The 24,968-nt window shown below is 61.6% G+C and carries 22 protein-coding genes; 10 read left to right on the top strand and 12 right to left on the bottom strand.

Going from position 1 to position 24,968, the window contains the following annotated elements; genetic code table 11:
• Positions 1 to 45 precede the first annotated feature (45 nt).
• The 7 genes from CLV45_RS21015 (at position 46) to CLV45_RS25070 (ending at position 3,721) form a co-directional block, all read left to right on the top strand.
• Complete coding sequence (locus CLV45_RS21015) at positions 46 to 435, top strand: cytochrome c family protein (RefSeq protein WP_157807700.1); 390 nt, start codon at positions 46 to 48, stop codon at positions 433 to 435.
• Positions 436 to 514: 79 nt separating this feature from the next.
• Positions 515 to 1,111, top strand: coding sequence for a YceI family protein (locus CLV45_RS21020; protein ID WP_245882940.1), 597 nt, complete (start codon positions 515 to 517; stop codon positions 1,109 to 1,111).
• A 23-nt stretch (positions 1,112 to 1,134) separates the two neighbouring features.
• Positions 1,135 to 2,046: a DUF5777 family beta-barrel protein gene (locus tag CLV45_RS21025; protein WP_245882941.1), complete on the top strand. Its 912-nt coding sequence runs from the start codon at positions 1,135 to 1,137 to the stop codon at positions 2,044 to 2,046.
• Positions 2,047 to 2,066: 20 nt separating this feature from the next.
• Positions 2,067 to 2,495 (top strand): hypothetical protein, encoded by a 429-nt coding sequence (locus CLV45_RS21030; RefSeq protein WP_157807701.1) that lies wholly within the window; start codon positions 2,067 to 2,069, stop codon positions 2,493 to 2,495.
• Between the two features lie 51 nt (positions 2,496 to 2,546).
• The gene (locus CLV45_RS21035) at positions 2,547 to 3,056 is read left to right on the top strand and encodes a group I truncated hemoglobin (protein ID WP_100338456.1); all 510 of its coding nucleotides are present in this window, start codon (positions 2,547 to 2,549) and stop codon (positions 3,054 to 3,056) included.
• Positions 3,057 to 3,260: 204 nt separating this feature from the next.
• Positions 3,261 to 3,551, top strand: a complete 291-nt coding sequence (locus CLV45_RS21040) for a hypothetical protein (RefSeq protein WP_100338457.1) — start codon at positions 3,261 to 3,263, stop codon at positions 3,549 to 3,551.
• Positions 3,552 to 3,583: 32 nt separating this feature from the next.
• On the top strand, positions 3,584 to 3,721 hold the full coding sequence (locus CLV45_RS25070) for a hypothetical protein (protein WP_211289985.1): 138 nt from the start codon (positions 3,584 to 3,586) through the stop codon (positions 3,719 to 3,721).
• A 28-nt stretch (positions 3,722 to 3,749) separates the two neighbouring features.
• Here CLV45_RS25070 and CLV45_RS21045 read toward each other — a convergent pair whose 3' ends face one another.
• The 3 genes from CLV45_RS21045 to CLV45_RS21055 form a co-directional block, all read right to left on the bottom strand.
• Positions 3,750 to 4,421: an ABC transporter ATP-binding protein gene (locus CLV45_RS21045; RefSeq protein WP_245882942.1), complete on the bottom strand. Its 672-nt coding sequence runs from the start codon at positions 4,419 to 4,421 to the stop codon at positions 3,750 to 3,752.
• Between the two features lie 163 nt (positions 4,422 to 4,584).
• A complete protein-coding gene (locus CLV45_RS21050; protein ID WP_019948259.1) occupies positions 4,585 to 4,806 on the bottom strand; it encodes a DUF2795 domain-containing protein in 222 nt (73 codons plus the stop codon).
• A gap of 134 nt (positions 4,807 to 4,940) precedes the next feature.
• On the bottom strand, positions 4,941 to 6,254 hold the full coding sequence (locus CLV45_RS21055; protein WP_100338459.1) for a DUF349 domain-containing protein: 1,314 nt from the start codon (positions 6,252 to 6,254) through the stop codon (positions 4,941 to 4,943).
• A 508-nt stretch (positions 6,255 to 6,762) separates the two neighbouring features.
• Here CLV45_RS21055 and ettA point away from each other — a divergent pair.
• Positions 6,763 to 8,427, top strand: coding sequence for an energy-dependent translational throttle protein EttA (gene ettA / locus CLV45_RS21060; RefSeq protein ID WP_100338460.1), 1,665 nt, complete (start codon positions 6,763 to 6,765; stop codon positions 8,425 to 8,427).
• A gap of 156 nt (positions 8,428 to 8,583) precedes the next feature.
• On the opposite strand, the gene CLV45_RS21065 is transcribed toward ettA, so the two are convergent.
• The 5 genes from CLV45_RS21065 to CLV45_RS21085 form a co-directional block, all read right to left on the bottom strand.
• Positions 8,584 to 9,540 carry a hypothetical protein gene (locus CLV45_RS21065; protein ID WP_157807703.1) on the bottom strand — a complete coding sequence of 319 codons (957 nt, stop codon included), beginning with the start codon at positions 9,538 to 9,540 and terminating at the stop codon, positions 8,584 to 8,586.
• A 125-nt stretch (positions 9,541 to 9,665) separates the two neighbouring features.
• Positions 9,666 to 10,070, bottom strand: coding sequence for a hypothetical protein (locus tag CLV45_RS21070; RefSeq protein ID WP_157807704.1), 405 nt, complete (start codon positions 10,068 to 10,070; stop codon positions 9,666 to 9,668).
• Positions 10,071 to 10,150: 80 nt separating this feature from the next.
• Positions 10,151 to 11,587: a hypothetical protein gene (locus CLV45_RS21075; RefSeq protein ID WP_100338463.1), complete on the bottom strand. Its 1,437-nt coding sequence runs from the start codon at positions 11,585 to 11,587 to the stop codon at positions 10,151 to 10,153.
• A gap of 134 nt (positions 11,588 to 11,721) precedes the next feature.
• Positions 11,722 to 15,228, bottom strand: coding sequence for a patatin-like phospholipase domain-containing protein (locus CLV45_RS21080; RefSeq protein WP_100338464.1), 3,507 nt, complete (start codon positions 15,226 to 15,228; stop codon positions 11,722 to 11,724).
• 63 nt (positions 15,229 to 15,291) lie between these two features.
• Positions 15,292 to 16,065: a LysM peptidoglycan-binding domain-containing protein gene (locus tag CLV45_RS21085; RefSeq protein ID WP_157807706.1), complete on the bottom strand. Its 774-nt coding sequence runs from the start codon at positions 16,063 to 16,065 to the stop codon at positions 15,292 to 15,294.
• A gap of 312 nt (positions 16,066 to 16,377) precedes the next feature.
• On the opposite strand from CLV45_RS21085, the gene CLV45_RS21090 reads away from it, so the two are divergent.
• Positions 16,378 to 16,998 carry a toll/interleukin-1 receptor domain-containing protein gene (locus tag CLV45_RS21090; protein ID WP_100338466.1) on the top strand — a complete coding sequence of 207 codons (621 nt, stop codon included), beginning with the start codon at positions 16,378 to 16,380 and terminating at the stop codon, positions 16,996 to 16,998.
• A gap of 271 nt (positions 16,999 to 17,269) precedes the next feature.
• On the top strand, positions 17,270 to 21,289 hold the full coding sequence (locus CLV45_RS21095) for a hypothetical protein (RefSeq protein ID WP_157807707.1): 4,020 nt from the start codon (positions 17,270 to 17,272) through the stop codon (positions 21,287 to 21,289).
• An 86-nt stretch (positions 21,290 to 21,375) separates the two neighbouring features.
• On the opposite strand, the gene CLV45_RS21100 is transcribed toward CLV45_RS21095, so the two are convergent.
• The 4 genes from CLV45_RS21100 to CLV45_RS21115 form a co-directional block, all read right to left on the bottom strand.
• The gene (locus tag CLV45_RS21100; protein ID WP_100338468.1) at positions 21,376 to 21,627 is read right to left on the bottom strand and encodes a hypothetical protein; all 252 of its coding nucleotides are present in this window, start codon (positions 21,625 to 21,627) and stop codon (positions 21,376 to 21,378) included.
• Positions 21,628 to 21,669: 42 nt separating this feature from the next.
• Positions 21,670 to 22,068, bottom strand: coding sequence for a DoxX family protein (locus CLV45_RS21105; RefSeq protein ID WP_100338469.1), 399 nt, complete (start codon positions 22,066 to 22,068; stop codon positions 21,670 to 21,672).
• 334 nt (positions 22,069 to 22,402) lie between these two features.
• Positions 22,403 to 24,025, bottom strand: a complete 1,623-nt coding sequence (locus tag CLV45_RS21110) for a Na+/H+ antiporter (RefSeq protein WP_100338470.1) — start codon at positions 24,023 to 24,025, stop codon at positions 22,403 to 22,405.
• Between the two features lie 424 nt (positions 24,026 to 24,449).
• On the bottom strand, positions 24,450 to 24,968 hold the full coding sequence (locus CLV45_RS21115) for a hypothetical protein (RefSeq protein ID WP_100338471.1): 519 nt from the start codon (positions 24,966 to 24,968) through the stop codon (positions 24,450 to 24,452).

Raw genomic sequence — 24,968 nt, forward strand, 5'->3', positions numbered from 1 at the left:
CTAATCCTGGACAGGTACGCCTGTTTCCGACCTTCCCACCGCCTGATGCAAAAACGTATACTCTCGTTGCCGACCCGGGCTTTTGCCGGGGTCGCCGTAGCTTTTCTTGCCCTTGCTACCGCCTGCACTTATTCCAAGGGGCAGGAGCCAAGCCCGTGCGCCGATACGACGCCGGTAACGTACCAGGCGGTTATTTCCCCCATTTTCGATACCAACTGCCGGGCCTGCCACGGAGCTGGCGTTTACCAGCAGCTGGGCGGCGGCAACGACTACAGTACGTACCAGGGAATCAAAAACCAGTCGGCTTCGCTGATTCTGGGCTGCATTCAGCACCAGCCCGGCTACGACCCCATGCCCAAGGGCCTGGCCAAGCTTTCGACCTGCGACATTGCCAAGATCAAAGCTTGGATTGACGCTGGTCAGCCCAACAACTAGGCGCGTGCTTCCCCGCGGAGTACCGCCGCTTGCCCCGCCCGACTCTCTTCCTTCCCGCCGCTTATGCCCCTTTTCCATGATGAGGCTCGTGTCCTTAGTGCTTATTCCATTGCTTTTAGTGGCCGCCCCGGCCAGCTTTGGGCAAAGCAAGTTCATGACCAAGACGGGCCGGGTTACTTTCTTCTCCACCAGCATCATCGAGGACATAGAGGCCATTAACAACGCTACGGCCGCAGTTATTGACCTTAATACTAGTCAACTAGCTTTTTCAGTGCCGATTAAGGATTTCACGTTTAAGCGCACCCTGATGCAGGAGCACTTCAACGAGAACTACATGGAATCGGGGAAATTTCCCCGGGCCACGTTTACCGGCCGTTTTGTGGGCCTCGACGTGAGTACGCTCAGCACGGCTGGCACCCATCAGGTGAAGGCCGAAGGTGATTTGACCCTGCACGGCGTAACTCACCACGTCACGGTGCCCGGCACGCTGGAAATGAAGAACGGGCAGCTCCAGGCCTTTGCCCTGTTCAGCGTAGCCCCAGCCGATTACGGAATCGAAATTCCGCTGCTGGTGCGCGAGAACATTGCCAAAATAGTCAGTATCCGGGTCATTCTGATTGGCGACCCGGTAGGCGGCTCAGCAGCCCCGGTTTCGCGCTCGGCTTCTCCTAACTAATTCAAAAACAAGTTTTTGTTTATATGAAAACACTTCAACGCACGAGTTCTTTTTTCTTTAGCCTGGCAGTGCTGCTGCTGGCGGTGCCCCTGGCGCACGCCCAGACCGATTTGCTGGGGCAGCTGGAAAAGGAGACGGTTGACCCGCAGAAGCGCGAGGTAGTGGCCGCCACTTTCAAAGGCACGCACATCATCAACTCGCAGTCGGTCGAGACGCCCGGGAAAGGTACCCTGGCCTTTCTGATTCAGCACCGCTTTGGCACGCTCAACAGCGGGGCCTACAATTTCTTCGGGCTCGACCAGGCCGTGCTGCGCCTGAGCTTCGAGTACGGCCTGACCAGCCGCCTGGCCGTGGGCGTGGGCCGCAGCTCGCAGGAGAAGACTTTCGACGGGTTCGTAAAGTACCGGGCCATTCAGCAGTCAACCGGCACGCGGGCCATGCCGGTTTCGGTGACGTTGTTTGCCTCTTCGGCCATTACCACGCTGAAGTTTAACGCGGCCGAAGACCGGAACCGCACTACGGCTTCGCGGATGACCTACGCGTACCAAGCCCTGATAGCGCGTAAGTTCAGCCCGGAGCTGTCGGTGCAGCTCATGCCCACGCTGATTCACCGCAACTACGTGGCCACGGCCCCCGAGGAAAACGACGTGTATGCGCTGGGCGGGGCTCTGCGTCAGAAAATCACCAAGCGTACGGCCCTGACAGCCGACTATTACTATCTGTTTGGGGGCAACACGGCCAGCAATTTTCGCAATGCCCTGGGCCTGGGCGTCGACCTGGAAACTGGTGGCCACGTGTTTCAGCTGCACGTGACGAACTCTCTGGGTATGACCGAAAAGTTTTTCGTGCCCGAAACCACCGGCAAGTTCTTCTCCGGCGACCTGTACTTCGGTTTCACGGTAGCCCGCAACTTCACGGTTAAGTCCCAGATTTAAGGCTGCCTCCGCTTCTGGCTATGAAATTACGGCTCCTTTTGCGTCCTCGGGCGTGGAAAGTGGGGGTATTGGCTGTGCTGGCCCTGCTGGTTTGGAGCAGCTGGACCGAGCCTAGCCTGCACGAGTATGCCCCAACTACTGAATTTATTACCCTGAGTGCCCCCAGTCTGCACCCGGGCCCCGCGGCCCAGCAGCTGCAGGCCCGGGCCCAGGCCCTGCCCGGCGTAACGGCCTGCGCCCTGCGCCCCGATAAGCAGCTGCTGACCCTGGCCTACCATCCCGACGAAGTGACGGCCGACGAAGTAAGGCGGCGGCTGGGGCTGAGGCCCCTGGCGGTGGCCGCCCCCGACCCTTCGGAGCGGCAGTGCCCGGTGCCGGCCGGCTACGTGCTAGCCCTGGAGCGGGTGCGCTTTGCCCTGAATCTGCGCCGACTCTTCGTGTCGTTGTAGGCGGCGGCCGGGGTTTCTATCCGTCTTCCCCAACCATTTTTACCACACTTAATGAAAAACACCTTACTCCTGGCTGGCCTGCTGGCTAGCACTCTGCTGTTGGGCTCTTGTGGCAGCAAAGAAGAAGAAGCTCAGGCCACGGCCCCCACGCTCTACGACCGACTGGGCAAAACGGAAGGCATTGCTAAAATCGTGGATGGCCTGATTGCCAATGTTGGCGCCGAAACGGCCACGGCCAACTCGGTGATGCTCCGCTCACACAAGCCTATGCTCGACGCCGTGAATGGCGTGAACGGCCAGGCTCCTACCGACCCAACCCGTCTGCAGCGCCTGCGCAACAACTTTATCGACCAACTGGGAGAAGCCGCCGGCGGCCCGCTGACGTACAAGGGCAAAAGCATGCTCGTGGCCCATACCGGCATGAATGTGACGGCCCTGGAATTCAGCGTGTGGCACAAGCAGCTCGAGGCCTCCCTGGCTTCGAATGGCGTAACGGAGTCCGATAAGGCGGCCGTGTACGCCATTGTCGACAAGATGCAAGGCGACGTAGTGGGTCACTAAACCCGCCCCACTTGGTCCCGAAGGTCGGCGGCGGATGCGGCCATCGGGGCCAAATTGGGGTGGGGAAGGGGGGACCTGGGCCACTCTGCGCAGTGCGGGCCGGCCGCGTTGGGAATGTCCTTCTAAACGCAAGACTTCCCTAGCTCGGCCGCGCCGTCGGTGGCGTATCCGAAAGTGCGGTACACACCATTATACATTCAAGGCATGGACGATTTGCGCGAACCAAGTGCTGAAATGGCCGCTGCGGCGACGATTCAGAAGCTGGAACATGCCTGGGAGCAGCTACGACGGGAAGAAGTGCGGCGCTACGGCAAAAAGCTGACGCCCGAGGAAGCCATGCTGCTGGAAGAAATGACGAAGTCCTTGCTGCAAAAGGTGCTCAGGCAGCCCGTGCAGCAGGCCGCTGGCCACCGGGGCGAAACCGGTGCCTGGATTAACTCTCTGACCGAGTTGTTTGACCTGGAAAAACAACCTGCTCCCCTGGCTCGGCGGTGAGCTTGCCGGGCTTATTAAGCTGCCGCATGAAGATGGAGGACGTAGAAGAGCTAATGCGGCGGGCGGCCGACCAATACCCGGAGCAACCCGACGCGGATACTGGCTGGCAACTGCTGCTGGCGCGGTTCGACTTACCCACATCATTGCCCACCGAGCTTCGGCCCGATTAACTATTCACGGGCAGTATTGCTATCTGCCTCAGCGGGCCGGGGGCACCGCCAAACTGGCCTCACTTTCCAGAAATTCCCGCTCGGCCTGCACCACGGCGGCCGAAAGTGGCTGCAGCTGGGGCTCAGGCCTCGACAGATTGAGCAAGTAGCCCGGCAGGGCCGCAAGGTTGTCAAGGTCGTGGGTGATGCAGAGGATGGTTTTGCCGGCCTGCGCCACCCACTCGTGGAGCAAATCGAAGATGCGGCGGCGGTAGTACACGTCGAGCTGCTGGGTGGGCTCGTCGAGCAGGTAGAGGCCCGCATCCTGCAATGCCAATTGGGCCAGCCACACCAGCTGCTGCTCCCCGCCCGAGAGCTGGGTAAAGTCGCGGCGGGAGAGGTGAGCCGCGCCCACGCGCTGCAGGGCCGCTTCGGCCAGCTCGTAATCCCGCTTGCTATAAGAGCTCAGAAAGCGGTGGTGGCGAAACCGGCCCATGACCACCAGCTCCCGCACCTCAATGGGAAAGCCCACCGAGCTGCGCTGGGGCAAATGGGCCAGCAGGCCGGTAGCGGCGGGGCGGCGCACCTGGCGCAGGTCGTGGCCGGCAAGGTGGACCGTGCCCTGGTAGGGAATCTGGCCGGTCAGGGCCCGGAACAGGGTGGTTTTGCCGCAGCCGTTGTGCCCAATAATGGCTACGAAAGCCGGCCCGGGCAGGCACAAAAAAAGGTTGCGGAGCAGAACGCGCTGTTCGTACCCCGCAACCAGATTTTGAATGTTGAGTGCTGGTTGTTGATTGTTGCCTGGTTGGTTACTCAAAATGGAGTCTACAGCCTGCATTCAACAATCAATCTTTACTAATCAGCAATCAACAATCATCATTTCCTTAGTATTCGTCCTCGTTGAACATGAAGTCCTCTTTGGTCGGATAGTCCGGCCACACTTCTTCGATGTTCTCGTAAGGTTGGCCATCATCTTCCAGGGCCTGCAGGTTCTCTACTACTTCCATCGGGGCGCCCGAGCGGATAGAGTAGTCAATGAGTTCATCCTTGGTGGCAGGCCAGGGGGCATCTTCCAGATACGAAGCCAGTTCGAGGGTCCAATACATAGTCGTGTGTGCTACAAAAAAAGGTTGGCAAAAGTAGTGTTAAAAAGGAATCGGTGAGCCGCCTACTTGCAGAACACGGCTCAGGTGGAATGGTTGCTTCAGCAGGACAACGTAAAATACCGCTGAATGTTGGGCTACGCAACTAAGCGGCGCCGTAAGATTTCGATGAGCTCGGTTTTGGTCCGGATTTTACGGTCGAAGGCCCGCACTTTACCCTGCAGCATGGTTCGGAACGTGTCGTTGCCGGGAGAGTCGCTGAGCTTGCCCAGGTTTTCTTCCAGCGTCAGGCGCTCCTGCTGGTCCGACTTGATAAAGTCGCGCAGGGCCTGAATCCGGGTGTTTACCTGCTCGTCTTTGGTTAGCACTTCGGGGTTGCTGGCCTGCCGCTTACGGATGAAGTGCTCCAGGGCACTCATTTCGAACACCTTGTCGCAGGCCAGGATAAAGGCCTCCCACACCCGGTCCGACTCCTCACCGCGCACGGGGCCCACCTTCTTCCAGGCGGCCTGCAGCTCTTTGGCCCGGGCCACGGCCTCGTTCATAGGGCGGTTGAGCAGGGCGTCGGCTTCGGCTACCAGGGCCCGCTTGCGGCTCAGGTTGTCGTCGGGGCCGCCGCTGCTGGCCGTCACGGTTTCGACGCGCTTGGTGCTGATGTGTTCCTTGAGACGCTCGAAGAAGTGGTTGTGCGCCGCCCGGAAGCGGGTCCACAGCTCGTTGGCCTGCTTGCGCGGCAACGAGCCCCCGACTTCCTTCCACTCCTGCTGCAGCTGCTTGAGCTTGGCGGTGGTGCCTTCGAAATCGTCGGAGTTCTGCAGCGCTTCCGACTTGTGAATGAGCTCTTTGTACTTGTCGAAGACGCGGTTGGTCATGGCCTTTTTCTGGGCCATAAACTCCTTTTTCTTGACAAAGAACTCCTCTACTGCGTCGCGGAAGCGGGTTTCCAGCTCCTCGGTAATCTGCTTGTCCACTGGGCCGGTCTTGATCCAGGCCTGGCGCAGGTCCTTGAGCTTGTCGCCGGCGGCCTGCCAGTCGATGGAGTCGCGCAGGGCTTCGGTTTCCTGAATCAGGCTGATCTTGGTGGCCAGGTTTTTTTCCCGGTTGCGGGCAATGGTCACCTTGATATTTTCCTCGGCCTCGGTCAGGCGGCGGTGCAGGGCCTCAAAGTCACCGAGGCCGTCGTAGGTGGCGGTTTGCTCTTTCAGGTGCAGGGCCTTCATCAGAAAGGAGCCCTTGTTTTCGGACTCCTCCATCTTGTGCAGGAGTTCGTCGACCTTGGCGCGGAAATTTTCGAAACGCTGGGCAAAATATAGCAGAGCGGCTTCCTCAGTGTCTTTTACCAGGCCAATTTGCCGGGCCGGCAAATCCATAACGGGTTGTAGCCACACCTGGTCGCCCTCGATGTAGCCATATCGGCGAGCTTCGGCCAGTAAGTGGTCTTGTGGTTCCATAAACTAATAACGCAGGGCGAATAGGGTGAAGTGGGGGTTCAGAGCGGAAATATGTACAAGATTTACGGCATGCCTAACAGTTCCATTGGTTTTTTGCCGGCCGCCGGCCAATTGGCGGAATCTTAGGCCGGGCTGCCTACCTTTGGAGAACCGACTTGACCATTTGGACGGCCCGGGAAGCCGAACTGCAAGAATGCTCTCGAATGGTAGGCTACGCACTGGCAGCCTGCACGGTTATGACATTCACGCAACACGCCGCCGGCTGCTAAGGGATGCAGCCACGGCAAACAGAACAGGTTAGGGTACCGCAATGAGCCCGCAAAATATCGAGTATTACCAAATACCCAACTGTTTACCGTTTTCGGCGGCCTTGCCCGCCCCGTTTTACGGCCCAAACCCACGCCTTGCGCCCCGGCTGGCCGGCCGCAGCGGCGCCCTTGGGCAAGTGCCCCTCTCTTCGTACGTTTACCTGAGGCCCTGAGGCCCTACTACTTCCAACCACCCCTCCATGAGCGACCAGACGATTATCTTTTCGATGGCCGGCGTGACTAAAGTCTATCCGCCGCAAAAAACAGTTCTCAAAAATATTTACCTCTCGTTTTTCTACGGGGCCAAAATTGGGGTGCTCGGCCTCAACGGCTCGGGTAAGTCTTCGCTGCTCAAAGTCATTGCCGGCGTCGACAAGCAGTTTCAGGGCGAAGTCGTCTGGTCGCCGGGCTACACGGTGGGCTACCTCGAGCAGGAGCCCCAGCTCGACCCCACCAAGACGGTGCTGGAAGTAGTGCAGGAAGGCACCGCCGAAACCGTGGCCCTGCTCAAGGAGTTCGACGAAATTAACGAGGCCTTCGGGGCCGAAGATGCCGACTTCGACAAGCTGCTCGAGCGTCAGGGCACCGTGCAGGAGCGCCTCGACCAGCTCGACGCCTGGAACCTCGACTCCAAGCTGGAGCGGGCCATGGATGCCCTGCGCACTCCCGACGCCGACGCCATCATTGGTAACCTCTCGGGCGGGGAAAAGCGCCGGGTGGCCTTGTGCCGCCTCCTGCTACAGGAGCCCGACGTGCTCTTGCTCGACGAACCCACCAACCACCTCGACGCCGAGAGCGTGCTGTGGCTGGAGCAGCACTTGCAGCAGTACAAGGGCACCGTCATTGCCGTAACCCACGACCGGTACTTCCTCGACAACGTAGCTGGCTGGATTCTGGAGCTGGACCGCGGCGAAGGTATTCCGTGGAAGGGCAACTACAGCTCGTGGCTGGAGCAGAAGTCGAACCGCCTGGCCCAGGAGGAAAAGACGGAAAGCAAGCGCCACAAAACCCTGCAGCGCGAGCTGGAATGGGTGCGCATGGCCCCGAAAGCCCGCCAGGCCAAGAGCAAGGCCCGCTTGGCCAGCTACGACAAGATGGTGAACGAAGACGCCAAGGAGAAGGAGCAGAAGCTCGAACTCTTCATCCCCGATGGTCCGCGCCTGGGCTCCCAGGTAATCGAGGCCGAGGGCTTGACCAAGGCTTTCGGGGAGAAGCTGCTGTTCGAAAACCTGAGCTTCTCGCTGCCCCAGGGCGGAATTGTGGGCATCATCGGGCCCAACGGCGCGGGTAAAACCACGTTGTTCCGTCTCATTACGGGCCAAATGCAGCCCGACGCGGGCACGTTCGAAGTGGGCCCCACGGTGCAGACGGCCTACGTGGACCAGCAGCACGACACGCTGGAGCCCAACAAATCGGTGTTCGAAACCATTTCGGGCGGCACCGAAACCATGCTGCTGGCCGGCCGGCCCGTGAATGCCCGGGCCTACGTAAGCAATTTCAACTTCCGCGGCGGCGACCAGGAAAAGAAAGTCGGCAGCCTCTCGGGCGGGGAGCGGAACCGGGTGCACCTGGCTACGACTCTGAAGCAGGGCGCCAACCTGCTGCTGCTCGACGAGCCCACCAACGACCTGGACGTGAATGCCATCCGGGCCCTAGAAGACGCGCTGGAGAACTTCGCCGGCTGCGCCGTCATTATCAGCCACGACCGGTGGTTCCTGGACCGCCTGGCCACCCACATCCTGGCCTTCGAGGGCGACTCGCAGGTGGTGTGGTTTGAGGGCAACTTCTCGGACTATGAGGAAGCCAAGAAGAAGCGCCTGGGAGATGTCGAGCCCAAGCGGGTTCGGTACAAGAGCCTGGGGTAAGACGGTTAGTAATGCCAGCTACAACACAACGAGCCGCCGAAAATTATTTCGGCGGCTCGTTGTGTTGTAGCCCTATTGGGCGTGGGTAGTTTTGGGCCAGGTTGCTCGTGCGGCAGTGCGTGGCTGGGCACAAGAGCCGAGGAAAAGCCGTGCTGTTTAATCCTTTTGGGAAACGGCCCATTTAAGAGCTGTCTTAAACCCAATAGTATTACGATTCAAATCCTTGGCGAATTCGCTGTATAAGGACAAGTGCAGCCAGAGGTTTTCGGTTAGCCGGGGCTCTAGTACCGCCGAAATGAGCCCGGCCACATCGGTAGGCGGAGTGCTGCCATCGGAGGTTTTTACGTCACGGTGAGTAAAAGTGGCCGCGCCTTCCAGCGAAGCCTTGACCGAGCCGAAGCTACCCCGAAGTCGCAGACCAGTTAGGAAGGTGTTTTGCGAGTAGGTTCCGCCCAGCTTATTGGTATTGACGACCTTCTCATCCCACCGGCCCCGGGCGTGCAGAATGCCCTGCACGGTACTGCCCAAGCCGTAGCTCACGGACGTCCAGGCCGCGAAGCCGTTGTATTGTAAGTCGTTTATCCGGCTTGAGTCGCTACGGCTGCTCAGGGCCGCTGCGGCCGTCCACGCGAAACCCTGCTCGCCGGTTTGGCGGAGTTTGGCGGCCTGCTCCTCCTTCAAGCGGGCAATTTCCGCGTCCTTGGCCCGAGCCCCTTTCTCATCGGGGGTGAAAATAATGTTGGCCATTGCCTGGGCATCCAGCTTGTCGTAAAAGTCTAGTACCGCATCGTCCAGGCGGGGGTCACTGGTGTTGACAAGGGTAAAGTGAATCCCGAGGGCACCCTGCAATGCTTCGTCGACGGAGCTTTGGCCTTTGGTGGTGCCCAGGGAAAACTGGGTATTAGCAAAAAAGCGCCGTACCGCGCTGGTGCGGTATTGCTGCAGCGTAGTAGTAGCCATGAAAGGCGCCGCATCGATAGCTACTCCGTTCTGGATACGCCCCCGCTGGTCGATGGCGTCGGCTAGGGAGGCGGCAAACAGGCGGGGGCTAATCGGCCGGACCACGTTTTCGGGCGCCACCCCCAGCGTGACAAAGGCTGGGGAGGCAGGCACCGAAAAGTCTAGGCTGCGGTTGCTGGCGGGGCTATTATCCCCCTGGTGCTGGGCCCCCGCATGCCGGGAAAGCAGAACGCCAAGGAGGAAAAAACTGGCCGTCGAAAAAGTGCGGGTACGGTTGTTCATACGGCCAAGTCACAAGAACCATTAAAGCTTTTGGATGGCGCATCGAAGGAGCCACGCGCCGAAATGGGCGGAACCAAGACGTCCTGGTCGTTCTGGGTGATGCGCAGGGTGAAGTCGTAGGGCTCCTCTGAATTATCACTGAAGCCGAAAAAGGTAATGGACCAGCCCAGCTTCCAGCCTGCCATTTCCTTGATGGCGTTGACTTTGGGCTCGTGAGGCGGAAAGATGGTGGGGTCAAGCACTACTTTCCGCAGGCTCTGCTGGTTGTCGCCCTGGTTGATTTCAACCCATCTGCCACTGCCCGGCGCCTGTACCAGGAAGTGAAACTTGCAGTAAGAAATACCGCCCATGGAGAGCTCCACAACGGGCATTGGGCCAGCCGGGTCGAAGGTTGCAGTCATAGAAGCCATAGCTGTTGAAGGATGAAAAAGTGAGAAAATAGAACCACGGTATTGGGTGCGGTGGGCCAGCGGCGGCACCGCTAGGACTTCTGAGGCATCCGCGGGGGCTTGATGCCCAGGTTGCGAATATTGACGACGCGGCAAAGCAGATCAAACCAGAAGGGGGCGCCTACCGCCAGCAACAGGGCCGTAATAACCCAGCCCAGCCAGGTTTGCCAGCCTTGCTGCACCTGGTACTGCGGATTAAACCAGTGGCTTTGCTGGGCCTGACTGCGCCGGGCTGAATCGGCCTGGGCTGCTTTTCGCAGCTCGCTCAGCTGTTTTTGCTGCTCCGCGGCTAGCCGGGTCGGGGTGCGGTTGCTGCTTTGGGCCAGTTCTTTGGGCAGAGCCCCCGGAGTTTGAGGCAGGGAGCTGATTTGCCACCGGTAGCCGGTCACGGCCAGGTCGCGGTCGAGCAAGGGCAGGGCCTGGCGCTGGTAGCGCCGGTAGTGCGCCGGCACCGTCACCAGCACCCAGGTGTCGCCGGAAGCCCCGGCTGCTTTGCTGGCTTTGAGCTTACCGTCTTTATCACGCAGGCGGGCCTCGGTGCGGGCCGCAATTTCTTCGTAGAAATCCGGAAGCGTGGTGCTGTCTATTGGAGCCAGGGCCACTTTGCGCGCCCGGATGGTGTCTCGGCTGGGCCGCCCGATGGGGAAGCCATACCCGCGCAACTGCGTGGCCGCGTCGGCAATGGTTTGCTGGGTGGCCTGGACGTAAGTCACCAGGCTGTCGGTGTTGGCCGCTACTTTGGGCGGCGTAATGGGGCTGCCCTGGGCGCTGGAAGGCAGCTTTTGGGTAATCAGCGTCGAAATCTGGCCCCGCTCGGCATCGTGGGTGCGCAGGTACTGGATAATGTAGGGCGTGTCGATGTTGCCCAGCGCGGCCACCAGTACCCCGATGAAAAAGAGCCGGGGCCGCACCCGGCGCTTGTACCAGCCGGTGAGTCGTTCCCCGTAAGCATCGTACCAGGCAGCAATGTTGCGCTGGTAGATTTCCAGCGCGTCGGGCTTGGTTTGGTCAACGTTGCTCAGCAGGTCGGCCAGGAGCGTGATGGCCGGCGGATTGAGCGTTGCCGGCGGGGCGGCCAGGGCCGCCGCCACGGCCTGAATAGGAGTAGCGGGAGCCACGGCCGCGCCAGCAGTGGGGGCCAGCAGGTTCAGCAGGGTTTTGGCAAACAGGTCTGGCGCGATGTAAGCGGGCAGGCCATCTTTGCCAAGCCACCAGCTGAGCGGGGCCGTAGCCGCCACCACGTTCGGAGCGGCCTGGTCTGGCGGCGACAACAGGGCTACCGGGGCGTTGGCGTACAGGGCGTTGGCCGTGTCGACGCCGAGTGAGCCTTGCAGCTGCTCGTAGAGAAATTTGCCCCGCACGTTGCGGTAGCCGGCCCACAGCTCGTAAATTGACAAGACCACCTGGCTGCAGATCAAATACAGAAAAGCCATTGCAATAGCTATTTCGAGTAGCATGGCCAGCGTCATAAACCGAGTAGTGAGCAGTGGAAAATAATGCCGAAATGTAGGGTAAGCTCACGCCCGACTTTTCCGTGCCACCACTGAACTTTGCCCTGCCGTCTCCTGGCCCGCGCCCCTGAAGAAACGTCGGGGGGTAAGCTTTAATGGCCGTTGGGCTGGGCTGAATTTTGTTCCGAGTTTGTTTTGAGCTGCGCAAAAATGCCGGGTAGGCTGGCTGAAGAAGCCGGCGTAAACGTGCCGCCGCTGGTGGCCAGCTCCTGAATAATATGCATACCCAGGCGCCGGTAACTCTCAAACTGGGGCTCACTGAAGAACTGGTCGGCGGTAGACTGGTGGGGAAAGGCCGCATTTTTGTCGGCGTACTCCCGCACGTCGGTTGGCTCCTCGCCGGTGAGCGAGGTTTTTAGGTAAAGGAGGTAGCCCGAGGGCTGGTTCGGTGGGTCGTCGGGGTAGTTGATGGTGCCCACGGCATAGTGCCGGCTGGAAATTCGCTTGGTTCGGTTCGTGATTGGCCTTACGTCAATTTTTATTTCAACCCCGAAATCCACCAGGCAGCGCCGAATAGCATTGGCCAGACCCTCGCAGGTAAACAGGTGGTCTTCTTCGCCGTCGCCCAGAATAATGTAGCGGCAGCGGCGGCGCACCAGCTCGTAGAGGCCCATATTATCGAAGTGCCCTCCGTCGGAGAGATTCACAAACCAGTCGTCGGTAGCGGAGCGGCCCACCAGATCCTTGAGCAGGTAGAGTAGGCCCAGACCCGGCCCCGAGCGGCGCCAGGTGTCTTGCTGCCGCGGATTGCCGATCCACCAGCCCAGGCGAATGTTGAAGAGCGTCAGCAAAAAGGCCGAGGCCGGCGAGGAGCTGTAGCCCCGGTTCGGATTCACGGCCGCCCCAGAAATGGTGAGGGCCGTGCCCAGGCCCGGGCCATTGCTGTCGGGGTAGGCGTACTGCCGGGTCGGGCGGTAGCCAAAGTCGTAGGTGGGCACATTGGGGTTGATGGCCCGGATGCGGCTGATGTCGAAGCCGCAGTAGTGCGCCGTAAACACGAAGGATTCGGCCTTGCGGTCCTGCCGGTCCAGCTCCAGCTCCGAAATCACCGTAGCATTCAGGGCCGTGTTGATGATAAGGTAGGGCCCGTCGTAGGGCGTGGTGAAAGTCAGCGGGTCGTGGCGGCGCAGGCTGCAGAGCTTCACGTCGTCGCGCCGGTCGAAGCTGGTGAAGGGGTTGGCGGTGAAGGCCCGCTCAGTGCGGCGGCGCGACGCGCCCAGGTAGGCCCGGGTCAGGCGGTTGCGGTAGAAGTGGTGCAGGGAAAACTCGTTGACATCGACGCGCCAGGCGAGCAGCAGGGCCAGCAGGGCCAGCAGGGCGCAGCAAACCAGGGCGTGCTGCTGCTCATTGCCCAAGCCCCAGTTGAGGCCTAATACCGCCTGCAGGGCGTTGGCAACCAGCAGCAATACGCCCAGGCCGAAAGCGTAAGGCCCGATGCTGAGCAGCGTGTTCAGCCAGGAACTGGACTGTTGTTGGTCGGGCTGAGCCGGGGTCCGCTCACTGTAGGCCCAGCGCAGGGCCGCCAGTACCAGCGCCACCCAGCCCGTGGCGGCTACCTGGGCCCCCAGGTGTTTTTGAATAACGCCAACCAGGTCATTGCCGAGCAGGATGCAGCCCGTCAGCACCAGCCACAGCACCACGGCCAGGGTGATGACGGCACCCATGCGGCCCCACCACTCGCGCCGCTCATCGGGAAAGTTGCGCCCCAGCAGAGCCATGCGGGTGACGACCGTCACGGCCAGGGTTTCTACTACCACTGGCAGGCCCAGAATAAAGGCGACATTCCGGTACAAGGTCGGATTGGAACCAGCCTTCTTAACCGGGTACTGCAGCGCTGTATAGAGCGTGGCGCCCGGGGGCTGAGAAAAGGAGCCAATCTTGACCAACTCCCGCACTTGCTGTTGCTGCACGGAAATGCTGGTGTGGAACAGCGCGTGCAGCCCCTTCCAGGTGAGCACCAGCGCTATTAGGCCAACCAGAGCCGCCAGCAGGCTGCCCATAAAAATCAGGACCCAGGTCCCGATCCAGGGCCAGAATTTGAAGTCATCTTCCTCAGCGGCGGCGTCAGGCTGGCCGTAAAAGCACCGGTCGTAGCGCCCGATGATGGCCACCAGCAGCAGCACGGCCAGCAGCGTGGCAGCTATCCAGGCGCATTCACGCCAGATACTCACCCAGAATCCGACAAAGCCCAGGTTAAAATCGGGCGGGGTATGGTGCACCATCAGGGCGCTGCCAATGCCGCCCACGGCCAGGCAGCAAACCAGTGTGCTCGTAACCAGGAAACCCACGCGCGCCTTTGGCGGCCAGGTGTGGCCCGCCCCGTACATGCTCATGCCCAGGCCCCCGGCCGTACCGGCCACCACCGCCAGCCCCGAAAGCAAGCTGGTCCAGAACCGCGGGGAGTAGTTATCGGCAGAGAGGGGAGTCTGCCAGCAGTGCCGCAGCCACACGCCCAGGGCCAGCACCGAGCCCAGGGCCAAAACCAGAATCAGCTGATTGAGCACGGTGTTGCGCAGCCAGGTCAGGCCCAGCGTCCAGGAGTCTTTCGACATGATGCTGGGGTTGGGGGCCAGGTAGTTGCTGAACATGCGCAGCCAGCGGATGGGGCGCACTTCTTCCGCCCGGGGCTCGGGGGCAATGTTGGGGCAGAGCCGGTCTACCACTTTGCTGAGTGCGCCGGCCCGCTTCACCCAGGCCGTAAACCAGGCCCCCAGGTAGCTCCCGCCCGACACCGTGGACAGATAGTCGACGTGGGGCAGCCAGCCGTAGCTGGCCAGCATCTGCAAAATGCCCAGGTTGAAGGTAGCCGACCGGATACCGCCGCCCGAAAACGCCAGGCCGCACAGCTCCAGGGTGCGGGCCCGCTCAAAAACGTCGTAGCTGGCCGGCAGCGGCTGGCCCGGGCCGCCGTGGCGCCGGGCTTCCACTTCCTGCAGCTCGCACCGTAGGATTACCTCGAAGGGCAGGGCACATTCGCCTTCCCGCAGTACCTGGTCCCGGGCGCTGTCGTCGAGGAGCAGGAGCAGGCTTTTTTCCGGAGTCAGCGCCTCCTTTTTCTGCAGAACTTCCTTGGCCTTGCGCACCATAACCGGCTCGTAAGGAGCCAGGACTTCCACCATGGTTTGCCGGACTTGCGGCTCGTTGTAGAGCAAGCTCCGGATGGCGTAGCGCCACTGCTCGGGGGGCGGAAAGTTCTCCGGCTTGGTTCCCAGGAGGTGGGCTCGTTTGTGCAGCCCTTCCAGCAGCAGCTTTCGTTTGGGCAGCAATAAGGTTTGAAGCAAGCCGAGGGCCTGGTGTACAAAGGTTTCCAGGCCTTGGGTCGGTGGGGCGCTGGCTTGGGTAGAAGGATACTTTTCGGGCGCGGCCAGCTCTACCGCCCCGGCGGCCAAATCGGGATAATCGGTAAGCGTGGTGCGAAGCTGCCGCTCAAACCCGGGAAGATTGTCGTCCGTCAGCTCCAAGGCCAGCAGGGCAGGGTACGCCGTGGGCGTAGTGGGCGGAGTAGAGGTCAGCGTCTTGGGCGGCATCAGGACCAGCGCATCCTGCAGCAGGCCCACGTACCCGGTTAGGCGCGCTGCTAGTTCCGTTACTACATCCATAGCCGCTGCTGGTTAAGAAGTTACATCAAGGAGTTGTCGGGCTGGCCCGGCCGGCTAGGCACCTTAGTCGTGCACGTAATACTTGGGCTGGGCCCGGTGGAAGCCGTCCTTGATGTGGCCCATGTTGAAATTGATGCCCCCGGCCTGGGCGCAGGCGGGACCCTTGTCGGTGAGCTGGCCCGGGCGGATCACGGCCGTGTGGCCGTGACCTCCGCTGGGATTTTTCCAGAGCGCCACGGCTACTTTGCCCAGGTTGGCCTGGTCCTGGGCCTGGCTGGCGGTGGCCAGCTGCCAGGCGTCGTGCGGCACGCCCTCGGTGCGCATCCACTCTACCGTCGCGTTGATGTTGAGCTCGTGAGCGTGCGGCTGGAAGGGCGCCGCCGCGTGGCCCCGCGGGTCAATCCAGTGCGGAATCTGGCAGCCCATGGCCCGGGTTACGTCCCAGAGAAAAATATTGCAGAAGGTGTCGGTGCTGTTGCGCAGGTAGCGCGGGTTGTGGGCCACGGCAAACTGGTTGATGACCTGCTCGTAGATGCCGGGCTTGCGGTGACCGGGCAAGTTGGTCAGCGGCGGCTGCACAAGGGCCGCGCGGTTGGTGGAAATGGTAGAAGGAGCCGGGTGGACGCCGTTGAAGCTCTGCGCCTGTCCCGGCAGCTTGGGCGGCATGGGCAGGGGCGCCGGAGTCGGAATCTTGATGAGCTGGCCAATGAGCACCAGATTAGGATTGGTAATCTGCTGGTTGGCGTCCAGCAGCTCGTCCAGAGTGAGGCCGTGGTGCTGGGCCAGTTTGGCCAGCGTGTCGCCGGCTTTGATTTCGTGAATAGAAGCTACGGGCATAAGGCAGGGGATGTAAGGTGACACACAGGCAGTAGGACAGGGCCGCCAAGGTCCGGAGCTCCACGGCCCGGCAGCACCTACGATTTGCGCATTCCTGCTTGCTTTTGTGTCCGTACTACCACTGAAATTTGTGCAAGTGCGCTGCCAGTCTGCTAGTTGTACCACGCCGGTTGCCAGTGCTGCGGCCCGGTTCCGCTTGGTTGGCTCCTCGGCCGGCTTCCCCATTGAAGACTTACCGGAAGAAATATTTGCTAATTAAATTAGTTATTGCTAATTAGCTTGGGTAAAACCTTGCTCTATCTTTTTCCCGCTATGAAAACCGCCCGAACCAGTGTATTCATCAGTTACAGCCACGCCGATAGTCATTGGCGGGAGATGCTGACCATTCATTTACACCCCCTAGTGCGCGACCAGCACGTGCAGATCTGGAGCGACTGGGACATGCACAAGGGTGAACGGTGGCAGGACCGGATTCGGCGGCAGCTGGCCCAGGCCAAGGTGGCCATCTTCCTGGTCAGCGCCGATTTTCTGGCTTCCGATTTTATCCATGCCGAAGAGCTGCCGCCCTTGCTGGTGGCCGCCGAGCAGGAGGGAGCTATTCTGCTGTCTATCATCGTGCGGCCCTGCGCCTTTCGGGATTCGCCCCTGAGTCGGCTGCAGGCCATGAACAGCCCTAGTCAGCCCCTGTCGGGAATGAGCAAAACCCAGCGCGAGCGGGTCATGCTCAGCGTCTACGAAGAACTGCGGAGCGTATTCAGGCCCCAGCCCGGCTTGGCGGAGCCCCCGGCAGCTCCCTTGGGCGCAGCTAGCAAAAAAACGGGCCGGCTAGCTGCGGCCAAGCCAACTGCCAACCCGCCGGCCGGGCCGGCTGCCTCACCTGCGGCCAAAAAAACGCCGGCCCGCCCCAAAAACAAGCCTGGGCACGTGGGCTGAGCGGGCAAGAAAAGCAGCCAGTACCGGGGCCCGTTGCCGGAGTGGCCGGGTAGCCCCATAGGGCTGGGCCTGGCTGAGCAAACGGGTGAGCTTGGCGCCAAAAATTGAGACGGATTGGCTAGCCAACCAGCAGATATTGGGGAAGTACTACGGAATGTGCTGTAAGTCCTTTTTAAGAATTTTCTAATCAATTATCTGCTTATCCGCATATAGTAAATTATCAATACGGTTAGTAGTTTTGCGATTCGCTCTCAATCCTTTACACCGTTGCATGAATCGTTTTTATTTATCCCAACTCCTGGTGGGGCTGCTCCTGCTGGGCTGCTGGCTTAGTCCGCTCGGGGCGCTGGCCGACCAAACCACGCCCCGTATCATTCGCTCGGCGGCCAACGGCAACTTCTCAGCCGCCACTACCTGGGTGGGTGGCTACGTACCCACCAACTACGACTACGTCATCATTGACCACGCCGTAACCCTGAACCAGAACTTCTCCGTCGGCGGGCTGGCCAACAGCATCTACGTGGGCGGGCTGGTCGTCAACAACGGGGCTTCGCTCACCGGGCCCTACACCGTAACCGTGACGGGTGGGTCGAGCTTCACCTTCACCAACAACGGCACGCTGAACGTCAGCAACGTGGCCTTCAACGGTAGTGGGGCCACCTTCGTCAACAATGCCACGGCCACGCTCAACGGCAACCAAAGCTGGAGCAACGGCGGGCAGGTCATCAACCGGGCCTACCTGACCGTGAACGGCAACATCAGCCAGGATGCCGGCGGGCAGCTGCTCAACGACGCCATCAACGGCACGCTCACCATCACGGGCACGATGCTGCTGAACGGGGCCGTGCTCTGGGAAAACCGCGGTACCATCAGCTGCTCGGCCACCGGCGACCAGGCCCTGACCATGTACGGGGGCAGCGTACTGTATAACCGCCCTACGGGGCGCTTCAAGATGGTAAGCGGGGGCGTATACCAGCAAAATAACGCCCTGGTAGCCAATGACAACCTGTTTTCGGTGCGGCGCTACTTCAGTGAGGGCGGCCCCACCCTGAACTCCGACTCACTCCTGATCAGCGGGGCCCTGATTAACACTGGGGCCTTCACCAACGCCCGCAGCGGCTACGTGCAGGTGGGCACCAGCACCGCGGCCGGCTCCCTGACCAACCAGTACAGCTCCAGCGCCGTCATCACCAACGACGGCCTGATCCGGATCTATGGCAACCTAGCCAACAACAGCGGCCTGCTGACCGGTACGCTGGGCGGCTTTACCATCAGTGGCAACTCCTCCAACAGCGGTAGTTTGCAGGGCAGCATCTCTGTCTGCACGGCCGGTACCACTACCAACTCGGGCACTGTGGCCAGCACCGTTACGAGCTGCACCTACGTACCCGTAACTAATTCCCTGCGTCCCAACGACCTGGACGGGCCGGAGCGGATGTGCACCTCGGGCACCGGCAGTACCAGCGTATTTTCGGTGGCGGCCGTGAGCGGGGCCTCGTCCTACACCTGGAACGTGCCCGCCGGCTACTCCATCATTAGCCCCAGCGGAGCTACCAACGGCGGCCGGACGCTGGCCAATACTACGGCCCTAAGCGTCACGGTGCAGGCCGGCTCGGCTACGGGCATCATCACGGTGCAGGCCAATGGCGCGGGTAGCTCCTACAACGCCACGGGCCGCCTCATTCGCCTCTCAACCGGCGCCCCGGCCCAGCCCACGGCTATTCAGCAGCCCGCCACGGTGCCCTGTCCCAATTCGCAGGGCCACGTATTCAGCGTGGTGCCGGTAATGGGCGTGGTCTATAACTGGACGGTGCCCAGCGGCTGGATTCTCAACTACGGGCAGGGTACGTCCACCATTTCGGTTACCGTAGGCTCCACCGGCGGCGACGTAACGGTGGCGGCCGTGAGCGGCTGCGGTACCAGTGCAGCGCGCAGCACGAGCGTAGCCCCGCCCACAGCCCCGGCGGCCGTGAGCTTCACGGCGGGCCCCACGGCCATGTGCAATAACAACAACAGCGCCACCTACACCGTGAATGCCGCGGCCGGTACCACCGGCTACCGTTGGGTAGTAACGGGCGGCACAGTAGGCACCTACACGCCCACGCCGGGCGTGTGGTCGACTAACTCGGTTACCATTTCCTTTAACACGGCCGGGCAGCAAACCGTGACCGTAACGCCGCTGAACAGCTGCTCGGACGGTCCCAGCACCGTCTACAACGTGCTGGTGAACCAGAACCCCGGCCAGGCGCAGTTTGCCGCAGCCAGCGGCATGACCAATGCCGCCGCACCCTGCGCCGGCAACCCCGGCTACATCTACCGGGTGACCCCCATTACCGGTATTGCCCAGTATTCTTGGAGCGTGCCGACTGGCTGGGTCATCACGTCCGCTACCACTCCCGACCCCAGCAACAGCAGCCGCTACATCAGTACCGGCCCCAGCATTACGGTTACGCCTGGCACCACGGCCCAGAGCGGCCAGATTAAGGTTACGGGCGTGAGCCAGTGCTCCGGCGGCTTCGACAACTCGTTGAACGTGGCGCCCATTGCCTCGCCCACTACGCCCGCCGCCCTGGCCAGCAGCACCGGCAACCTGGCCAAGTACTGCCCCAATACGGCCGCCACGTACTCGGCCGCCATGCCTACGGGTACCGCGGCCGTGTGGACGGTGCCCACCGGCTGGACCATCAACTCGACTACGCTCTCCGGCGGCACGGCTACGCTGAGCGTCACGCCCGGGGCCGCTGCCCAGGATGGGGCCGTAACCCTGCAGGCCCGCAACGCCAACGGCTGCCTGAGCCCGGTTTCGACTACCGCCACCCTCACGCCGACTTCCCCGCCGCCCGTCTTTACCGCCACCACGGCCAGCACCAACCCCGGCGCCGTCGTGGCCGGGCAAAGCTATACCTACCAGGTAAGCAGCACCGGGGCCGGCAGCTACGAGTGGCGCGTGCCCAGCGGCTGGGCGATTACCGCGCCCAGCGGGGCTACCAACGGCGGCCTCCGCCTGGTTACGAGCAGTAACACCATCACCGTCACGGCCGGCACCTCCTCCGGCGACGTGACGGTGGAGGGCACCACCAGCGGCTGCGTGAGCAATCCGGCCACCCGCGCCGTCGTGGCCGACCAGCTGGCCACCTACGCCGCCCAAGCCTACAGCCCAGCCAAGAAGGTGAGCTGCTACGCGGTAGGGCAGGTGCTGTACGCCGTAACCGATGCCAACGGCGGCGTCAGCAGTGCGACCATCAGCAGCGGTAGCCTGCCCGCGGGCGTCGAGCTGAACTCCGACACCGGTGAGCTGATGGTGGCCGGCACCCTGGCCGCCAGGCCCGCCTCCGGTAACGTTGGGACTCAGTCTAGAAGCAGCACTACGTTTACCGTGCAGACGACCGATGCGCAGGGCGGCGTAACCAGCACCCCGCTCACGCTGACCTTTAACACCGACCAGACGGCCAGCGTCGTCACGGCGCCTTCCAAGAATTTGCAGCTCTACACCGCCGGTGAAGTACTGGCTACCTACACTGACCCGGACGGGGTCATTACCAGCGCTACGCTGGCCAGCGGCATTATTCCCTACGGCACGGCGCTGCGGGCCCGCAACGGCCTGGGGGAGCTCTACGTGGCCAATACCAGCCAGCTCACGCCCGGCACCTACACCTTCACCACTACCTGCACCGACGCGGGCTGCACCGTGGGGCTAAGCCAGACGCCCGCGACGCTGTCCATCGGCAACAACCAGGCCCTGCCCGTCAGTCTGACCAGCTTTACGGCCCGCCGAGCCAATGGGGGGCCGGTGGTGCTGAACTGGAAAACGGCCCAGGAAGTCAACAATGACTACTTCGCCGTAGAGCGCAGCCTCGACGGCACCACTTTCGTGGAGCTGGCACGGGTAGCCGGGCAGGGCACGACCTCGCAGGCTCACACCTATCAGTACTCGGATGGGTATGCTCCCGCCACGCTGGCTTACTACCGGCTACGGCAGGTTGACCTGGGCAGCCCGGTGGGTAGGTATTCGCCCGTGCAAACGGTAACGGCCGTGGCTGCCGGGGTGCGCCTGGCCGCGGCGGCCCACCCCAACCCCACCACGGGCCGCGTGCTGCTGGAGCTGGGTACGGCCTCGGCCGAAGCCCTGCACGTCGTGGTGACGGCGCCCGTGGGCACCCGCCTCGGTACGCACGTTATGGCGCCGGGCCAGCCGCTCCACCTCGACCTGAGTGCTTACCCTGCCGGTCTATACCTGCTCCACCTAACCCAGGGCGGCCAGCAGACGGTACTGCGCGTGGTGAAAGAATAAGCCCGGCTCTGCTACCGAAAAGCCCGCTACTGGCTCCTGCAAAACACGTGTAGGAGCCGGTAGCGGGCTTTTTGCTGGGCCGCCGGCTAGCCGCCGTAGTGGTGCGCCACCAAAGCCGGCTCGTCGGGCAGGACCTCGGCCTGGAAGCCGGCCGCGCGCAGCAGGGTGATAAGCTCGGCGGCGGGAATAAAGTCGGAGGAGGTTTCTACCCGCAGGATATTGTCGCAGTCGTCGAGGTCGAAATTGGCCCGGTACTGGGCAAAGGTTTGGTGGATCTGCTCCACCAGCCGCCGGGCGTGGCGCCGGGCCCGGACGTTGGTTTTAAAGACTTCTACCATAACGCAGGAATAGGAAGATAAGCGCTGGAACGGGCCGCCGGCTCAGGCCACGCTGAGCTGGGTCTTCGGCTCGGCCGGGGCGGCAGCGCGGCGCTGGTTGGTGCGGTACGATACGGCAATAACCAGGAAGAAAACCAGGATTGGCAGCCACTGGCTTAAAGGGGCGCCGATGGCCAGGCCCGAGTACAGGGCCCCGGCCAAATCGAAGACGAAGCCGGCGTAGGCCCACTCACGCAGGCGCGGGAAGCCGGGCACCAGCAGCGCCAGCACGCCCAGCAGCTTGGCTACGCCCAGAAATGGCAGCAGATAAGCCGGGTATCCCAGCTGTTTGAAGCCTTCCACCGCTTCGGGTACGCTCAGCGCATTACTAATGCCCGAGAGCAGCATCAGGGCGCAGAGCAGGCCGGTCGAAATCCAGTAGAGAATGTTGGTCGTTTTCATGGCAAAAAGACGTTTGGGGTTGAACGGATGGAAGAGTTAGCGCTCCAAAGCTCGATCTGGTGCTAACGGGAGTAGTGCTAAGGTGTCCGGCGCGGGATTTGATTGCCAACAAATTTAGTAAGACTCGGGCCCCGGCAGCAGGGCTAATTCCGACTTATTGCGGGTGCATTGCGACAGGTAAATATTCGGCGGCCCGCCCGGGCCCCGCCGCCTCGCGGCTGGCCCAAGACTGCAGAAGCCGGCCCCACCCCAACCAGTTCGCCGAATCCTTTCCGGGGGCCGGTTGGGGTGGGGCCGGCTATATCCAGGGCCAAGCCGCCACCTGCGGGGGCCGCTAGTGCGGCATGTGGCTGATTTTGGCTTCGTCGAGGTCGAGCTGGGCTTCTTGGTGGCGCAGCATTTCTTCCTCAAACACGTCTTCCTGGCGCAGCACAAACAGCTCCTCCCGCTGCACCTGCAGCACGTCGAGCAGTACCTGGTGGTAACGCTGCAGAGCCCGGCGCTTCGACTCGTCGTAGTCCAGGGCTTCGAGCAGGTTGCCGGTGCGCTGGGCCTCGGCCTGCATGCGGTGCTGCAGGGCGCTGATCATCTCATTGTCCCGGATGTCGGCTTCATAATTACGGGCCAAATGGGCCAGGGCCACGTGGCGCAGCCGCAGGCGGATGCCCGCCTCCTGCTCGTCGGTGGGCATGCGCTCCTCGGTATCGGCCACCCGGGTCAGGCGGATGATGGCCGGCAAGGTCAGGCCCTGAAACACGAGCGTGACCAGAATCACGACGAAGGTGATGAACAGAATCAGGTTGCGCTGCGGAAAAGCCTGCCCGTTGCTCAGCAGCAGCGGCACCGACAAAGCCGAAGCCAACGATACCACCCCGCGCATGCCGGCCCAGCCGATGATAACCGGCCCCTGCCAGCCCGGGCTGACTTCCTGGGTGCGGATACTGCGAAACAGCCAGCGCGGCACAAAGGCCGCCGGAAACATCCACAGCAGCCGGATAACGATGACCATGGCGCTGATGATAAGCCCGTAGGTAATGGCCTGGCGCAGGGAATAATTACCCAAGCCCTGCACGGCCACCGGCAGCTCCAGCCCAATGAGGATAAAGACCAGGCCGTTGAGGGCAAAGCCCACGCTGCTCCACACGCTGGCCGTTTGCAGGCGGGTGTTGGCGTCGAAAACCCGATGAGAGTGGTAGGACAGCATCAGGCCCCCGCTAACTACGGCCAGCACGCCCGAGAAGTGGAATTCCTCGGCCAGCAGGTACATCACGTAGGGCGCAATAAAGGTGAGCACCGTGTTGATGCTGGGCGTGGTAGGCAGATACTTATGAATCAGGTAGAAGCCGTAGCCCACGGCCAGCCCGATGACCAGCCCCAAGCCGCTGGCCAGCACAAAGCTGGTGGCCGCCTCGTGCCAGGAAAAGGCGCCCGATACCACCGCCGCCAGCGCAAACCGGAACACAATCAGGCTGCTCGCATCGTTGATCAGGCTTTCGCCCTCCAAAATACCGGTTACCCGGCGCGGCACCTTCACGCCCTTAAGCACCGAAGTGGCGGCCACCGCATCGGGCGGGGAGATGATGCCGCCCAGCAGAAACCCCAGGGCTAGGGTGAAGCCCGGGATGATGCTGGTCGAGACGTAGGCCACGATGGTGGAAGTGAAAAATACCAGCCCGAACGCCAGCAGGGCAATGGGCCGCTTCCAGCGCCAGAAGTCCTTCCAGGAGGTGTCCCAGGCGGCCTGATAGAGCAGGGGCGGCAGGAAAATCAGGAAAATCAGGTCGGGGTCGATGACGATCAGCGGCAAGCCCGGCACGAAGCTCAGCGCCAGCCCGGCCAGCACCAGAAAGATGGGGTAGGAGATGCGCAGTTTCTGGCCCAGCATCACGAGCAGCAGCATGGCAAACAGCAGACCCAGAACCAGCAGTATCGTTTCGTGTAGGGCGTTATCGTGCATCAGGAAAGCAGCTAAGGGCCGGGGCTTCCCCAACCTGGACCGGAAGGTAGCCGCTGCCGGCTAAAAACGCTACTGGCGGCGCTGCTGGGCGCCAGGGCAGGGGCCGGTGTAAGCGGAACGTCATTCCGAACGAAGTGGGGAATGACGTTCGGTGTACATTCGATAGCACTTTCCGTTAAGGGCGTGGGGGCGTAGTCGGTTAAGCTGCCCCGACAGCAGGGCAGCAACCAATGCTTTTATCGGCCCGAAAGTAAGGGAAGCGGCGACTCACCACCTCACCCGATTTGCGGCGCTAGCCCCGAAGGCAGCCCCGGCGCCCGGGGCAATGCGTAAAAAGCCGAATTTCCGTGCCATGCTTCGGTGAAACGGCATGACACGGAAATCCTGAACGGCTTTAATAAGTGCTGCTGGCAACCGGGATTAGCTAGGGTACTGACTGGTAATCACAATCGGCGTTTCTTGGAGTGGGGATGGATTTGGTGCAAAGACCATCAATGTGCACCTTGGCTACGTGGTCTTTATCCGGATTGCGGCAACAATAAACCCGCGTATAAAGTACCTCGCTGCTCTGCATCGCGCCAGTTGCGGTAGAACGATAAATTACCTGCGCTTTTGCGGTATTCCCGCTGGGGTCTACCTTTAATCTTACCCGCTCAAACTGCGCATCATCCAGGTCGATATTTGCTGACCGATCCTTTATTCTGGAGTTTTTCGTGGGGATAGCAGCTCCCGCTGTGCTTTTGTCACGCAATACCTCGACCCGGGTACCATCAATGCCTATTTGCTCAGGAGCATTGTCACCGATGGTTTGCTGCTTTTCGGCCTTCCAGGTACCTTGTATGGGTGCGGCGGGTTCGGTTTGCGCATAGGCACAAGGTGCGGTCAGCACCAACAAACCGACTAGTAAGAGGACGAGAGCAGGAGCTGCGCTGAGCGTTTTCAT

Source organism: Hymenobacter chitinivorans DSM 11115, from assembly GCF_002797555.1.
In the GTDB taxonomy this organism is placed as follows: Bacteria; Bacteroidota; Bacteroidia; order Cytophagales; family Hymenobacteraceae; genus Hymenobacter; species Hymenobacter chitinivorans.